A 15,006-nucleotide genomic window follows, 5' to 3' on the forward strand; every position below is an offset into this window, starting at 1 on the left:
GAAAAGAGAGTTTTATATGATTGCCAAATGGTGGACTCGTAATCATTCATAAATAAGAAAGGAGTGAGTGAATATGGGCGTTTCGATTTATTACACTTGATGTATCCACAGTGCGATATCGCGACCGCGCGGATGGTTTATTGGCTTATGGAACCAAGTTATTATTATGAAGAGTTTGGCGGACTAGATCGGACACCTGAAAATTCCGTGAACTATGCGGATGCGCGGCTATTGGCAAAAATCGAAGAAAAAGCGGGTGCCTGATTATTTCGAAGTGGGCTACAGGTGGCTGAAGAGGGAAATTTTGCACCAGAATTTGAAGACACGCCACCGTATCATCAAATTCCAGCAGTTCTTTGGAAAGTAGCGTCATAAATGGGTAGAGAAGAGGGGATGGAGATAAGTCTGTATATTGAGCGATGGTGGAAAGAATATGTTGGCGGCACCGATGATACATGTAGTTTGATTGACTACTTAACTAATCGGGAATTTCGGCATGATAGTACAGTAGAAATCCAATTGACAAAGATTTTGCAAGACTTTCAATTAACGGCTACGCGGGAAATAGAAGAGATACGCCAAACAATAGATATTTACTATGTCTTTGGTGAAGGGTTTCAACTCGACATTCATTGTGCTATTAATTTGTTGATGGATGTGACGGCGATTTTATTGGAATGTCAGAAGAATGGACAAGTTCGCATGCTGGATTTGGACCATACATATAAAGATGAGTCTGCGATTATCGCAATAAAGGCAGAATCGGAAGATGTCATGCTGTTGAAAAACTGGATGGCTGATTTTATTCAAAACCCTTTACGTTATGATTTAGCGGAGTTTTGTCCAGAAGAGGAGATGCAAGAGATTGCCACCCAGTGTCAAGCAATCGTAGCTGAACTAACTATTGATGAGGAGAGACATTATGAATAAACAACAGGAAATCGCTACATTTTTACATGAGCCAACAGAAGAAGCATTAGACAAGCTATGGGAAGAGGACGAACTAGTCGTGTGGATTGATTGGCGGGAATGTGAAGAGGATATAATTGGTTACTTCAATGAGCATTTAGCAGAAACGTTCCAAATCGAGTGTGAGGTGATAGAGATTGATAAGCCGCGGGGAGTCGATATTGTACTGACATCGACAGAACAAAGCATGAGGATTCCTTTTGCCGATGATAAGACGGACAGAGACAGTGCAATTCGGGCGATGCAGGAGTTGATTGCGCCACATCATCAGATTCGTTGGTTCAAGGAGTCTTTAGGTGGAGATACATTGGCATTTGTGCTACTGCCAACTGGACAGTGGGATGAGTTAGAGCAGCTATTTGGCAAGGAGAAAGTGCAGTTTTATTTTCAAGTCATTACCAATGATTGTATGATGTTTGACATGAGCATGGAGGAAATGGATGCAGAAATGCAAGCGAGAGATCAGGCGCGTGCGGAGAATTTCTGAACGAGAAAGCCCACTTCTATAAAGGGGAGATAAAAGAGAGGTCGAAATAGGTATATCTATAGATGGCGGAATGTTTCGATTTTTATTGAATAAGGAACGTACGCTCTATATAATTTGAATGACAACTAGAAAGGAGAAGACACCTTTCAAATGTTGTTCTCCCAAGTTTCGTCTCTGGCCTTTTCTATAAAGGAGTGTAAGCGAAATGGCTGCAAAAAAGCATCCCATTGCTTTACCATTTGGAGTAGTCAAAAAATCTGAAAAGTATCGCCTATTATAATCTATTATTGTGAAGGAGATGTAAGAATGAATCATCATTGTGGCACATCGATTGGTTTTAAAGGAGTATGTTGGAAGTGTAAATCGGAACAGGATAGAAACAAAGTATTGGCATGGACAGAAGAGCAGATTGCTAGCAAAATCCAACAGTTGATTGCGCATGTGGATCGATTGGATGACTGGGATACGGATGAATATGAAGCTTGCTGTAATCTATTAGAAGTCCATGGAATTTATCCGCCAGCGCTACAGCGCGCGGCATTGGACGCAAAGGTATTTTCGCTGGAACGGCTTTATTACAAAGCTCCCGTAGATGTACGTGATGGACTCATCACATCGCTCATGTACACTACAGATCCACGTGAAGCGAGTGAGCTGATGATCTGTTTGGCGATGCAAGGGGATGACCAAGTTTTGAAAATGTTACTGGAGCTAGAACAGAATCCACAGCCGTGGCGTGAACAATTATATGTCAATCCATCAATCTACGCTCAAGCGGCGGGCTGGACGTTTGACCAAGAGGGAAATCGCCGCGAGTTGAATTATACTACTTGTTATGCAATGGAAAAGGGCGATAAAAGTGCAGATAAAGCAGCTGATATTGGACGATTACGTGAGGATAGCTGTCCACATTGTGGCTGTCCATTAGTCGATATACTCGTGTTAGATGGACGGGAAAAACGGTTACAGTTTCTAATGATTGAGGGGATTTTCACTGCCACTTGTTGCCCGAATTGCTGTTGTTTTTCGGAAGCCGTATTCAGTCGATTTACAAAGGATGGTGGTAGTACGCCAGTCTTTCCTTATAACGAATTGATAGACAACCTGGAAAATTATATCGATGAAGATACATTAAAAGAGCTTTGTTCAAATTCCTATATATTAGGAAAAACGCCCGTGCCACTTTTTTACGGTGCAGGGAGTGAGGATCTCAATACAATTGGAGGTTTTGCTTCTTGGGTGCAAGATTCGCAATACATAGATTGCCCGGATTGCAGTCAGTCGATGAAATATGTAGCACAAATTCAATGGGATACTATCATGGATTATAGCGAAGGGACATTATATATCGAAGTGTGCCCGGATTGCTCGATAGCGTCTATGCATCATCAACAAACATAAGTGAGCTAGAAAGAGAGTGCAGTTTATGAACAAGGAACGAATGAAGGATTTGGATAGATGGTTTAACGAGGATCAGCATGAGTTGATTATTCAAGAACTAACAAAAGCAGAGTTGGATTAAGGCCGAATGCTAAACTTAAACTATATGCTAAAGCCATTATAAGTACACATTTATTCTGTTATAGATATAGCTTGCATTGAGGAGGAAATGTTTTGACTATACAGTTACCACAAGCATTTGAAAAATACCGTTCAATTATAGAACCAACTTTGCAACCGGTTATACATATTGACACGGTTGAACGGCCGACATCATTATTTGAAAGCAAGTTCGAAGGCAATCCCTACTTCCCATTAGGTATGGAATATCCTAAAAATGAAAGTGGACAGCCGTTAAAGCTTTTAGCACAAATTAATTTTGCGGATGTGCCAAAACATCTTCCCCATTTTCCGACGGAGGGTATTTTGCAATTTTATATCGATGGCTATGATGATGTTTTTGGCTTGGATTTTAAAAATGGGCAACACCAAGCTGGATTTCGTGTCATTTTCCATGAAGAAATTATTCAAGATGAATTACAACTCCTACAAGATTTTTCGTTTGTTACAGTAGAAGATGAAGAGCTGTATTTCCCTGTGACCAAAGAAATGGCTGTAACGTTTGCACCGGCTATTGAACCTTTATCTGTAAATGATTTTCGTTCATATGATGTGTATGAGGCCATTTGGCAAGAAATAGATGATGCAGATCAATACGGTCTGGATGATCAATTTTATACATCTTTTGGGTGTACGGGTCATCGAATTGGCGGCTATCCCTTCTTTACGCAAGCCGATCCACGTGAGGATGATTACTTCGGAGATTCTACGGTTTTGTTATTGCAAATAGATAGCGTAGGGAATCATGTCATGTGGGGCGACACAGGGGTTGGTAATTTCTTTATTACGGAGGATGAGTTAAAACGAAAAGACTTTAGTAAAGTGCTTTATAATTGGGATTGTTGCTAAATCAATTGGATAGCAAAGGTAAGGCAGCTGTGGCAAAATATCATGAAAATTACAAGTGGCTATTTTTCCATTGCAGAAAATGAAGCTTCTTATGATGGAGACATGACAATTGCACTTTTTAAGAAATATGTAAATGAGATTCAAGGTTTAATGAAAGGTCAGGGTATTCTTTGTATAAAGGCAGATGGCAGTACATTAGTTGACCATTGCATTGTGAAAGATACGAACCCTGAACTTTTTGATTTTGATGTTTTTGAGTTACTGAATTATCAAAATTACGGTTTGGAGCCAATGGAAGAGGAAAGAAAACAGGTTTTACAGCAATCATTAAGGGCTGAAAAAATTAAACAAACATTCGTCTTTGCCTGCTATATGAACGATACGGACCGAATTAGAGAGCTCGTTATTCATGCGAAAAAGTCTAATTTAAATAAAGTATTGAAATATCGCGGTACGCCACTACAACTTTGCACGATGCATAATAATGTGGAGGCATTTCAACTATTAGCTGAACAAGGGGCAGATGTAGGGAAACGCGCATTAGGACAAACACCATTGGAAATGGCTTTTACCTATTCAACTGATATTGTGAAATATATTTATTCAGCATTTCCAGCTATTTATGATAAGGAAGTAACAAAGAAAGGCTTTAGTATTGCGCTTCATTCTCATGAGGAAGCTTTGCTAGAAGACATCTCTAAATGGGGGATCGACCTGGATCAAGAAGGAAAGCCATTCCCACCACTACAAAACTTTGCGGATACGAATAATGTTGTCGGGATTCAATTTCTTCTGGACCGTGGGGCGATTATTGAGTGCAGAAATCAGTATAAACAAACCGCATTGTAAAGAGCGATTCGAGCTGGGAATATTGCTGCTGTTGAAGTGCTATTAAAATATGGCGCGGATATTCAGGCTAAAGATAATGATGGAAAAACAGCTGTGGATTTAGCGGAAGCTTGTGGGAATGGAGATATTGCAAATTATATTGCGAATCTAACAAATGGATGAGCGAAAGGGGCATATCAATAATCATGTCCGATAAAAGAGCATTTCACATAGGAGAGATAACATGAATAGCAACAAATTTCTAAATATAATTGAACAGTCGGATATTGGAATGCATAAAGAGTACCTACACCAAGCTTTGAGGCCAGCTATTGATTTACTTAAGTATAATGAGGCTGAACTTCAATTGGGCTGTAGTCGTTTTGGCGGAGAACCTGATTTACCGGTTGGAAGTGACTGGCCTACTTATGGTATGAATCCTTACCGTTTCCTTGGGCAAATCAACTTTGCAGAAATTCCTCCAAACGAAGGAAACTTACCAACAAAAGGTCTTTTAAGTCTTTTTGTAGCAGATGATTATCCAAATTATGATTGTTATTTAGAAGTATTTGAAGAGGGGTATATTCATGGTATATATACCCCTGAACTTACAAACCTAGAGACCCTAATTTCGCCAAATCCAAGTATAGGCAATGCTATAGCAATTAAGTTTTCTTCGACGATTGATATACCTCATGACGAATACCAATTGAAGGACTGGCCTTTTACGGATAATCAAAATGACATATACACCGAAATACGGGACTCTTTACATAAAAGTTCAGCCTATCTTTTAGGCTATCCTTCACATTATACACTGGCATATGATCCAACGCCGGGGGAAGAATGGTGCTCACTCCTAACAATTGATTCAGATGATGATCTGGAGTGGGGTTGGAACGATGGTAATAAATTAATGGTATTTATCGAATTAGACCGACTGAAGAATTTGGACTTTAGTAGACTAATGTCTGACGCAGGCTAAAGAGAAATCTATCGTAATAAAGTAGTGGGGAAATACAAAATATTACGTATAACTATTGCAGTTAGAGCACTTATTATATTGACTACATCACTTATTTTAGAAGTCAACGAACCCCCACTGAGGTAAAGCAATTCAGTAGGGGCTTGAAAACGCCAGTTCAGGTCTTTCCGTCTGAGAGACGAGTGACGCTCTGAGTAACGATTTTCAAATCACTGTTTTTGGTCGGCACTTAACGTACCACTTGCACCACCCTAAGAAGAGCTGTACAAGCCCCGACAAGTCGAGTACACAAGGATGATTGACGCACCCACTAGACCGTGCCTAAGCAACGGTTTTACGTGTTTTTCACAAGTGCTTGGATATTTTACGTGACAAAGCTTTTTCTTGTCACAACCCCCTCTATCCAGTTATCAAGGAACAACGTATCGTATTATTTTAACACAGAACAAACGTTTCGGCTAACGCCAACCAACATTCATCTCCACCTGAATCGTTGGGCTTTGTCCGTAACACGAATCAGATGGAGTCTTCTGTCGGAGAAAGATAAAAACGAATACAACAGTCAAATAGTAATCCATATAGCACAAAGATGAGTCGTACAGATTTGTGCAAAAATTGTCTGTGCGCCTCATGTGCTTAGCCAGCCTAAATTAGCCAATACTTTATTAGAACACTTACATCATAAACATAGAATCTTTTGTTTAACTTATCTAGTAGAAAGCTTTCTTCTCATTAATTTGAGACTAAGGCTTTTTTGCATTCTAAATATTATAAATCTGTGGTACACAAAACATGTTTCATCATGCAAATATAAATTTGTAGTATTGATTGTTACTCGTTGGTGCATTCTGACGAATAGGTATGACAAGTTCTTTCTGTGTTACTTATGTTAAATTGCTGGGAAATGGAGTCTTTATAATAAGTACTGTGGAATATTAAGGAGGAAATGAATTATATGTATGATGTTGTTATTATTGGCGGGGGGCCTTGTGGATTATCAACGGGTCTTGCTCTTCAAGAAAAAGGAATTACCTATTTAATTATTGAAAAGGAAGCGATTGTTAATTCTATTGTCAATTGTCCATTACACATGACTTTTTACAGTACTTCAGATCGCTTAGAAATTGGCAATATTCCATTCGTATCTCAAGATGTTCGCCCAAATCGAACGGAATTATTGAAATATTATCGCCTTGTAACTGAAAGGCAAAAACTGAATGTTAAATGCTATCAAAAGGTTATTTCGATTTCAAAGAACGCAGAATTTTTTTCTATCCACGCAATAGATCGTAAAGACAACACAATTTCTTATGAAGCGAAGATGATTGTTATAGCCACAGGAATTTTCGATACACCTAGACAACTTGAGGTTGACGGACATAATTTAGCGAAAGTATCGCATTATTATAAGGAAGGTCATCTCTTTTATGACCAACATGTTACAGTTGTAGGCGGCAAGAATTCAGCAATTGAAGCTGCGATTGACCTTTATCGTAACGGTGCTCATGTTACACTTGTACACCGTGGAGAAACTGTTTTAGAAGGTATCAAACCATCTTTGTTATTAGATATGCGCAACCTTCTTAAAAAGGGGGAAATTGATTTCTATCCAAATTCTAGTATTGCCTCTATTGACGAGTCCAACATATGCATAAACACTCCTGAAGGAATCGTTTCACTTCAAAATGACTATGTATTTTCCCTCATAGGATATCAACCTAATATTTCATTGCTTCGAAGTGTTGGAATCCAAACGGACACCTCTTCATTAGTCCCATCTTTTCATCCAGACACATATGAATCCAATGTTAAGAACGTTTTTTTATCTGGCGTTGTTACAGGGGGGATTACAAATCGGGTATATATTGAAGATGGACGCTTTCATGGTTTGAAAATCGCCGATGAAATTGCCCAACGTTTGCCCACATTCCAAAGTAAATCATGATGTAAAAAGCTCTGCAAATTACGATTAGCGTAATTTACAGAGCTTTTTTACAATACATCGGGTGCGCGAATAATTGCACATCCAAAAATATGTGTGCTTTTGGAATTTCTTATTTAAACAGATTGATTGTCGTAATAATGATCGGCATACCGAATACATCGATTAGGAAAGCGCCTACAATTGGTACAATAAGGAATGCTGTACGTGATGGACCGAATTTAGCAACAACTGCTGACATATTGGCCATTGCGTTTGGTGTCGCACCTAGTCCATGACCAAGGAAACCGGATACCATAATCGCAGCATCGAAGTTTTTGCCAAGTATGCGGAAAAGAACGAACACAGCAAATAATACGATGAAGAGTACCTGTGCGAAAACGATTATAAATAATGGTAGGGCTAAGTCTGCAACTTCCCATAATTTAATACTCATTAATGCCATTGATAAGAAGATTCCTAATGAAATATCACCAATTAAATTGATTTCTTTCATGTTGATAATATCTGGATTGAAGCGGTCTACGATATTGCGGACGATTACCGCAACGAACATTGCCCCAACATAGGCTGGCAATACGAAGCCTGTTAGCGTTGAGAACCAGTCTCCGATATATGTTCCGATAGCCATACTAAATGTAATTAAGAAAACTTGTAACATGAATGATTTTTCTGTAACGGGATGCTCGGCCTTTTCAACATATGTTTCTACTTCCTCAGAAGAAGGCTTTAAGTCATATTTACGAATTAAGTATTGGACAACGGGACCGCCAACAAGCGCCCCTGCAATTAGACCACAAGTTGCTGCAGCCATTCCGATTGAGATAGCTGAAGGGATACCTAAACTTTCAATTGTTTGTCCATAGGCAGCAGCAGAACCATGTCCACCTTCCATTGAAACAGCACCGATCATTACACCGATTAATGGGTGGATGTCCAAAAGTTTGGCTAATGAAACGCCAATTACGTTTTGCATTAAAGCTAAAAATCCACAAGCTAACCAATAAATAATAAGCAATTTCCCGCCAAGTTTAACAAGTTTGAAACTTGCACCAAGTCCAACGGTTGTGAAGAAGGTAATCATGAAAATGGATTGAAGCGAAGTATCCAATGTAATTTCAATAATGTCGAAGCTTTTTAATAATGTTGCGAGAATTGCAAATAATAAGCCCCCAACTACAGGTGCAGGAATGCAAAAACGATTTAAGAAAGGAACCTTTTTTACTAAGAATGTACCAACTAAAAATAATGTGACTGCTAAGCATAATGTTGTAATTTGATCGAATGACATATATTTCCTCCTTTATTTAATCGTTGCTGTTCATAATGACTTCATTAATAAAGTATGCGCCTAATTTTGCTGTTCGATTATTTATATCTAATGAAGGGTTCACTTCACAAATACTAAAGCTTACCGTTTTTTTATGCGCGGCCATTTGACGTAAAAGTTCTCTGACTTTCAACGCGGTTAAGCCAAATGGTGATGGTGCACTGACACCAGGTGCTTCGGCAGCATTTAGAACATCCATACAAAGTGTAACGAGCAATACATCGTGTGTATCCATAAACTCATTTAATGCTGTAGTGAATGTTGTTGAATCCAATTCATCATCTAAAAAGTATCGTACATTGTATTGATCAGCTGTATTGAAAAGGGCCGTTGTATTACCATATTGCTGAATACCGCATACGAAATAATGGGCATTAGGATCCTCATCTAAAATTTGCTTAAACATTGTTCCTGACGAGGTTTGTACTTCATATGGACGCATATCAAAGTGTGCATCAATATTAAGTAGACCGATGGATGCTGTGGGGCCAACTGCTTTTCGCACTCCTAGGTATTGTCCATAAAGTGTTTCATGTCCACCTCCAAGTACAATCGCCTTGCCATGAGTTAAAATGGTGGAAACTTTTTCTCCTAATTCTTGCTGGGCACGTTCCAAATCCTCGCCCTCGCAAACAATATCGCCAAAATCGATTAAACAATTTTTATCGGAAGACTTTCGCCATGGCAATGATGCTAACTGCTTCCTTAAGGCAAGTGGTCCGTCCTTTGCGCCAACATTTCCGTTATTACGGCGCACACCTTCATCACAAGAAAAACCAATTAATCCAATGGAGCCCGCATTTGGTTCAGTGGCAACTCGAACAACTTGGTGATAACGAAAGTATGTTTCATCTGTTTCATGATCGATACGTCCTTGCCAGATTTTTGAATCCGCTTTTTTATACATTACGATCTCTCCTTTATGAATGAAATGTTATATTAATATTATAATTGTAAATATTTATAATAACAAATATTAATTTTTTATCTTATAATAGCATTAAACTATAAATGAGGTGGCAAAATGGACCTAAAGAAGATGTATTATTTTGCTGCGGTTGTAAAGTTCCAAAGTTTTTCAAGGGCAGCCAATGCATTACATATTTCACAACCTTCATTAAGTAATGCGGTCAAAACACTCGAACGAGATATTGGTGCATTACTTATTGATCGAACTACAAAACAATTTCAATTAACGGAATTAGGAGATCAATTTTACGAGCGTTCTAATCGTTTAATCGCACAATTTGAAGTAATGGAAACCGAATTAAAAGAATTTGCAAAAGGTGAGCACATTGAAATTCGATTAGGCATGATTGAATCCGCGAATTATTGGTTTTCACAAGTAATGATTGCCTACAAACAACAATACCCACATAATAAAATTACAATCATAGATACACTCTACAACCAGACTGTGCGCCAAGCATTGTTACGTTTAAATGTCCATGCAGTTATTACGAATCAACATATTATTGATCATGAAATTAAAAGTGAATTGTTGTATAACGAACCGTACGTAATTTTAACCAAAAAAGATCATCCCTTTGCATCGAAGAAAATAATAAAGCTTGTCGATTTTTCGGACGAAACATTAATTATCGGGATGCCTGAATTTCAAACGAGCGGACAAATATTAAAAGCTTTCGAACAGGAAAATGTAACACCGCATATTCAATATAAAATAGAGCGATTTGAGATGATTAAAATATTGGTAGAAGAAGGGTTAGGGATAGCGATTCTGCCTCAGCATTATGTAGCCCAGCCATTGCCAGAATGCTTAATGACGCATCAGTTACAGAGTGAGTTTTTAAATCGCAATGTATACTTAAGCACGATGAAGGATCGTACATTTCCAGAAAGTATAGAAAAGTTATTTGAGCTCATCAAAACAATGCATTGAGTAGAAGGGGATTATTTTGAAAATCCCTATTACAACATTGACAATGAAAAGATAGAAACTTTTGTTGAATTTATATACCATAAAAAAAATTCCCTTCTCGAATTGAGATGGGAATTCCCTGATAAAAGTGAATTCTTTTTCATTCAGCTTTTCTTATTTTTGATCTGGAACAATGCGCTCTTCTGTTTCAATATCAAAGAAATGGGCTTTGCTCATATTTAATGCCAATGTAAGAACTTCGCCTGCTTTAACTTCAATGGAAGCATCGACACGGGAAATAAATGATTGCTCCTCGATTTGAGAGTAAAGAATGGTTTCAGCACCGAGTAATTCCGCTACTTCTATTTTCACCTCAACTTTGGAACTTTGAGAAGCTTCAACAGAGTCCAGATCGGTATGGAAGTCTTCTGGACGAATGCCTAGCGTAATTTCTTTGTTTACATAACCTTGCGCACGTAAATAGCTCATTTTTTCTTCTGGGATGGCAAGCGAAATATTGCCAATGGTCATTTTTCCATCCAATAAGGTGCCTGTGAAGAAGTTCATTGCAGGCGAGCCGATAAAACCGCCGACAAAAACATTTTTCGGTTGCTCGTACACTTCTTTTGGTGTTCCAACTTGTTGAATAATGCCGTCTTTCATTACAACAAGTCGACTTGCCATTGTCATTGCTTCTGTTTGGTCATGCGTTACATAAATCGTCGTTGTTTGTAATCGCTGATGAAGTTTCGTAATCTCAGCACGCATATGAACACGAAGCTTTGCATCTAAATTGGATAAAGGCTCATCCATTAAGAAAACTCTTGCATCACGAACGATTGCACGACCTAACGCAACACGCTGACGTTGACCACCTGATAAAGCTTTCGGTTTCCGATTTAAATATTGCTCAAGATCTAGAATTTTGGCCGCTTCCTTTACACGACGATCAATTTCATCTTTTGGCAGTTTTCGTAACTTCAAGCCAAATGCCATGTTTTCATACACGCTCATATGCGGGTAGAGGGCATAGTTTTGGAAAACCATCGCAATATCACGGTCTTTAGGCGCAACATCATTCATCCGTTTCCCATCGATTAGTAATTCCCCTTGAGAAATCTCCTCCAAACCAGCTACCATACGCAATGTCGTCGATTTCCCACAACCTGAAGGACCAACGAAAACAATAAACTCTTTATCTTGAATTTCAAGGTTAAAATCTTTTACCGCTGTTACATTTTTATCATAAACTTTAAAAATATTTTTTAATGTTAATTCAGCCATTGTCCATATCCCCCTTAAAAATGAAAGCGTTTTTTATAGTGTAGTAGAAAGTGATTGAAAATGTAAATGTTCACTTTGCACAAAATTTCCAATCTGTTTGTAGGGCACTTTGTACAATACTATTCATCTGAAAAATCGAAATCCTAAATTACGGCGAAGAAATCATTCAATTTCCTTCGTTGTTAATGGTATCGCAAGCGCTAAAAATGCTGCATTAGAAAACTCCCGGCAGTCAATGCCTGTTTTATTAATTAATTTATCCAATCGGTATTGCAGGCTATTGCGATGAATATGCAATCGTTTTGCAGCTAGAGAAATATTTAAATTATATTGTAAAAACACATTTAACGTATGAAGCATTTCTCCGTCCTGAAGGCTTTCGATTAAGTAGTTGGAAAGTAGTTTAGGGTCAATCAAATGTGTTGATGTAACAAGAAGTTTAGGGACAGCCTCATAAAATAGCACTGTCTTTTCTTGTTCAACATAACTAAGCAATTCTTGAAAGCATTGTTTTTCCAGACTAAATTTCTCTTTTAAAGACAAATCTGCCCTATGTAATTGTCCGATAAAACTATAAATCACAACAAGAAAGTCACTCGTTAATGTGTCACTTAACTGAATAAATTCCTCTTTATCAAAAATACTTTGCGGTTTTTCCTCAATAATAATTCCATACTGATTGTGTATCCATAGTACGATCGGTTGATAAAAAGCCCCTTTAATCGCTTCTTCAAAGTTTATCGAGTCAGCGATTGGTTGTTTTAAACGAAAATAAATAAAACGAATCGATTCAATATCATCTGAAAAAGGTAAGTCGTTTGAATGACCAAATAAAAAGTGTTGCCATTTCAACTGAACAATCGTATTTTTTGAATTTGTTTCGGTGTCCTCAATTAAAACAAATAATGTTCGTAAAAGGTTTAGCTCGACTTCAGTGAGCGCGGATTTTAGTATGCCAAATATTTCGCCCTGTTCTGTTTGGAACCAATAATTCGCTGTGTTATCAGGTGTGAATTCGGTCGTAAAAGCCATTTGGAAATGGTTTGCTAGTTTCTCAATCATATACGGCCCCTTCTTTCAGGTAATTACTCACAGTACTTTTTATAAATTTGCTTGAAAAGGTGAACTTTGTCAATGGATAGAAAATGATAGAATCCGCTATGAAAATAATTTCCTAAAAAATAAAATATTCAGAAAATTATTTACATACTTTAAAGTGTAGTATATGATTGCTTGTAAGCGTTAACAAGAAGAAATTGGGAGGGACGTTGGGGAATTAAGTAATTACTACATTAAGTTTAGGTGGGGTCAAAGTGAACTTAGAAAAATTTAAAGGAATATTTCCTGCATTTTACGCTTGTTATGATGATGAAGGAGATGTTTCAGAAAATCGAACGAAAGCATTATGCGACTATTTGTACAACAAAGGGGTTAAAGGTCTTTACGTTGGTGGCAGTTCAGGAGAATGCATTTATCAAAACCTTGAAGAAAGAAAAGCGACATTAAAATTTGTTGCTGAAAGTTTAAGAGGGAAATGCACATTAATCGCACATGTTGGCGCACCATCTACGAGAGAAAGTGTCATTCTAGCAAAATATGCAAGTGAATTAGGATATGATGCGCTATCTGCAATTCCACCAATCTATTTCAAATTACCTGAAAGTTCAATCTATAAGTATTGGACTGAAATTATGGATGCAACGGACTTACCATTTATTATTTACAATATTCCGCAAACGACAGGATATAGCCTTTCTATTCAATTATTTGAGAAACTATTAAAGAATAAAAAGGTTATAGGAGTTAAAAATTCTTCCATGCCTGTAATGGATATTGAACGATTCAAGGCGGTTGATGAAAATGTCATCGTCTTTAATGGACCAGATGAACAATATGTTGCTGGAAGATTAATTGGTGCGGATAGTGGCATCGGTGGAACGTATGGCGTGATGCCAGAACTTTTCTTAATGGCGGAGCAGTTTGTCTCAACAGGAAACTTCGATGATGCGAGAAAAATTCAAAGAGATATTAATGACATCATTATCGCTTTATGCTCATTGAATGGCTCGATGTATTCGGCTATTAAAGAAGTGATTAAGTTAGATGGGGTTAATATTGGTAGTGTTCGAGGACCATTAGAGCCAGTTATAGGAGAAGACTTGGCCAAAGTAAAAGACATTAAACAGTTGATTGATCAAGCCATTTCTACGTATCTAAAGGCAACTAAATGAAAAGAAGAATCGTATGTTTTGGAGATTCAAATACATGGGGCTATAACGCGAAAACGAAGGAGAGATTTCCAGAAGGGGCAAGGTGGACGAGTCTATTAGCTGAAATGCTAGGAGATGAGTTTCAAGTAATTGAGGAAGGATTATCCGGGAGAACGAGTGTCATGGATGATCCATTATTCGAAGGGCTAAATGGGTATTCCTACATTCATCCGTGCTTAATGAGCCATGCACCTTTAGAACTGGTCATTATTATGCTTGGCACAAATGATACAAAGGAAAGATTTCATTTAACTTCTTATAATATCGCGCAAGGAATTGCGAGACTTTCACAAAAGGCAAAAACGACTCCGGCTGCTTCAATGGGAGGCTTTCCGAAAATATTAGTCATTGCACCACCTCCAATTGAAAAAGGATACTCCGAAACGGAAGTAGGTCCTGCAATGGGAAGTGAATGTGATCTTAAATCAGAGGAAATGTCAAAGTATTTAAAGGAACTACTTGCTGTTCAAGGTACGGAATTTCTTGATACAAAGGGGCTTGTACCAATGAATAACATTGATTTTATGCATCTTGATGAAGAAGGACACGAGCTATTATCAAAGCTAGTATTTCATAAAATCAAAAGCATTTTATCATATTAATTGGATGAATAAGGGGGA

General features: G+C 37.9%; 15 protein-coding genes. 11 read left to right on the top strand and 4 right to left on the bottom strand.

Annotation, left to right across the window (positions count from 1 at the left end; translation table 11 throughout):
* Positions 1-375: 375 nt before the first annotated feature.
* From MHI10_RS09310 to MHI10_RS09345, 8 genes are all read left to right on the top strand, one after another.
* A complete protein-coding gene (locus tag MHI10_RS09310) occupies positions 376-930 on the top strand; it encodes an imm68 putative immunity domain-containing protein (RefSeq protein ID WP_340784873.1) in 555 nt (184 codons plus the stop codon).
* Positions 923-1,456, top strand: coding sequence for a hypothetical protein (locus tag MHI10_RS09315; protein ID WP_340784875.1), 534 nt, complete (start codon positions 923-925; stop codon positions 1,454-1,456). The genes MHI10_RS09310 and MHI10_RS09315 overlap by 8 nt, the downstream gene beginning before the upstream one ends.
* Positions 1,457-1,762: 306 nt before the next feature.
* The gene (locus tag MHI10_RS09320) at positions 1,763-2,857 is read left to right on the top strand and encodes a hypothetical protein (RefSeq protein ID WP_340784876.1); all 1,095 of its coding nucleotides are present in this window, start codon (positions 1,763-1,765) and stop codon (positions 2,855-2,857) included.
* Between the two features lie 213 nt (positions 2,858-3,070).
* Positions 3,071-3,865 carry a YwqG family protein gene (locus MHI10_RS09325; RefSeq protein ID WP_340784878.1) on the top strand — a complete coding sequence of 265 codons (795 nt, stop codon included), beginning with the start codon at positions 3,071-3,073 and terminating at the stop codon, positions 3,863-3,865.
* 42 nt (positions 3,866-3,907) lie between these two features.
* Entirely contained in the window at positions 3,908-4,714 is an 807-nt protein-coding gene (locus MHI10_RS09330; protein WP_340784882.1) for an ankyrin repeat domain-containing protein, read from the top strand.
* 6 nt (positions 4,715-4,720) lie between these two features.
* Positions 4,721-4,876 carry an ankyrin repeat domain-containing protein gene (locus MHI10_RS09335; protein ID WP_340789197.1) on the top strand — a complete coding sequence of 52 codons (156 nt, stop codon included), beginning with the start codon at positions 4,721-4,723 and terminating at the stop codon, positions 4,874-4,876.
* 61 nt (positions 4,877-4,937) lie between these two features.
* Entirely contained in the window at positions 4,938-5,678 is a 741-nt protein-coding gene (locus MHI10_RS09340; protein ID WP_340784883.1) for a YwqG family protein, read from the top strand.
* Positions 5,679-6,624: 946 nt separating this feature from the next.
* Positions 6,625-7,623 (top strand): YpdA family putative bacillithiol disulfide reductase, encoded by a 999-nt coding sequence (locus tag MHI10_RS09345; RefSeq protein WP_340784885.1) that lies wholly within the window; start codon positions 6,625-6,627, stop codon positions 7,621-7,623.
* Between the two features lie 109 nt (positions 7,624-7,732).
* On the opposite strand, the gene gltS is transcribed toward MHI10_RS09345, so the two are convergent.
* The gene (gene gltS / locus MHI10_RS09350) at positions 7,733-8,911 is read right to left on the bottom strand and encodes a sodium/glutamate symporter (RefSeq protein ID WP_340784886.1); all 1,179 of its coding nucleotides are present in this window, start codon (positions 8,909-8,911) and stop codon (positions 7,733-7,735) included.
* Between the two features lie 16 nt (positions 8,912-8,927).
* The gene (hutG, locus tag MHI10_RS09355) at positions 8,928-9,857 is read right to left on the bottom strand and encodes a formimidoylglutamase (protein ID WP_340784887.1); all 930 of its coding nucleotides are present in this window, start codon (positions 9,855-9,857) and stop codon (positions 8,928-8,930) included.
* A 117-nt stretch (positions 9,858-9,974) separates the two neighbouring features.
* On the opposite strand from hutG, the gene MHI10_RS09360 reads away from it, so the two are divergent.
* On the top strand, positions 9,975-10,853 hold the full coding sequence (locus tag MHI10_RS09360; RefSeq protein ID WP_340784890.1) for a LysR family transcriptional regulator: 879 nt from the start codon (positions 9,975-9,977) through the stop codon (positions 10,851-10,853).
* 153 nt (positions 10,854-11,006) lie between these two features.
* Here the strand turns inward: MHI10_RS09360 and MHI10_RS09365 are convergent, their stop codons facing one another.
* Both MHI10_RS09365 and MHI10_RS09370 read right to left on the bottom strand, forming a co-directional pair.
* A complete protein-coding gene (locus MHI10_RS09365; RefSeq protein WP_340784893.1) occupies positions 11,007-12,116 on the bottom strand; it encodes an ABC transporter ATP-binding protein in 1,110 nt (369 codons plus the stop codon).
* A gap of 162 nt (positions 12,117-12,278) precedes the next feature.
* Positions 12,279-13,178 (bottom strand): PucR family transcriptional regulator, encoded by a 900-nt coding sequence (locus MHI10_RS09370; RefSeq protein ID WP_340784895.1) that lies wholly within the window; start codon positions 13,176-13,178, stop codon positions 12,279-12,281.
* 251 nt (positions 13,179-13,429) lie between these two features.
* Between MHI10_RS09370 and MHI10_RS09375 the strand changes: the two genes are divergently transcribed.
* Complete coding sequence (locus MHI10_RS09375) at positions 13,430-14,347, top strand: dihydrodipicolinate synthase family protein (protein WP_340784898.1); 918 nt, start codon at positions 13,430-13,432, stop codon at positions 14,345-14,347.
* A complete protein-coding gene (locus MHI10_RS09380; RefSeq protein WP_340784900.1) occupies positions 14,344-14,988 on the top strand; it encodes a GDSL-type esterase/lipase family protein in 645 nt (214 codons plus the stop codon). Before MHI10_RS09375 ends, MHI10_RS09380 begins: the two co-directional genes overlap by 4 nt.
* The last annotated feature ends 18 nt before the right edge of the window (positions 14,989-15,006 follow it).

The sequence above is a fragment of the Solibacillus sp. FSL K6-1523 genome (genome assembly GCF_038005225.1).
GTDB lineage: Bacteria > Bacillota > Bacilli > Bacillales_A > Planococcaceae > Solibacillus.

What these genes read in the sequence shown, in the direction of transcription:
- MHI10_RS09370 (WP_340784895.1), bottom strand. Translation starts at nt 13,178, where the DNA reads ATGATTGAGAAACTAGCAAACCATTTCCAAATGGCTTTTACGACCGAA.
- MHI10_RS09345 (WP_340784885.1), top strand. Translation starts at nt 6,625, where the DNA reads ATGAATTATATGTATGATGTTGTTATTATTGGCGGGGGGCCTTGTGGA.
- MHI10_RS09365 (WP_340784893.1), bottom strand. Translation starts at nt 12,116, where the DNA reads ATGGCTGAATTAACATTAAAAAATATTTTTAAAGTTTATGATAAAAAT.
- MHI10_RS09315 (WP_340784875.1), top strand. Translation starts at nt 923, where the DNA reads ATGAATAAACAACAGGAAATCGCTACATTTTTACATGAGCCAACAGAA.
- MHI10_RS09330 (WP_340784882.1), top strand. Translation starts at nt 3,908, where the DNA reads ATGAAAATTACAAGTGGCTATTTTTCCATTGCAGAAAATGAAGCTTCT.
- MHI10_RS09310 (WP_340784873.1), top strand. Translation starts at nt 376, where the DNA reads ATGGGTAGAGAAGAGGGGATGGAGATAAGTCTGTATATTGAGCGATGG.
- MHI10_RS09340 (WP_340784883.1), top strand. Translation starts at nt 4,938, where the DNA reads ATGAATAGCAACAAATTTCTAAATATAATTGAACAGTCGGATATTGGA.
- MHI10_RS09320 (WP_340784876.1), top strand. Translation starts at nt 1,763, where the DNA reads ATGAATCATCATTGTGGCACATCGATTGGTTTTAAAGGAGTATGTTGG.
- gltS (WP_340784886.1), bottom strand. Translation starts at nt 8,911, where the DNA reads ATGTCATTCGATCAAATTACAACATTATGCTTAGCAGTCACATTATTT.
- MHI10_RS09360 (WP_340784890.1), top strand. Translation starts at nt 9,975, where the DNA reads ATGGACCTAAAGAAGATGTATTATTTTGCTGCGGTTGTAAAGTTCCAA.
- hutG (WP_340784887.1), bottom strand. Translation starts at nt 9,857, where the DNA reads ATGTATAAAAAAGCGGATTCAAAAATCTGGCAAGGACGTATCGATCAT.
- MHI10_RS09380 (WP_340784900.1), top strand. Translation starts at nt 14,344, where the DNA reads ATGAAAAGAAGAATCGTATGTTTTGGAGATTCAAATACATGGGGCTAT.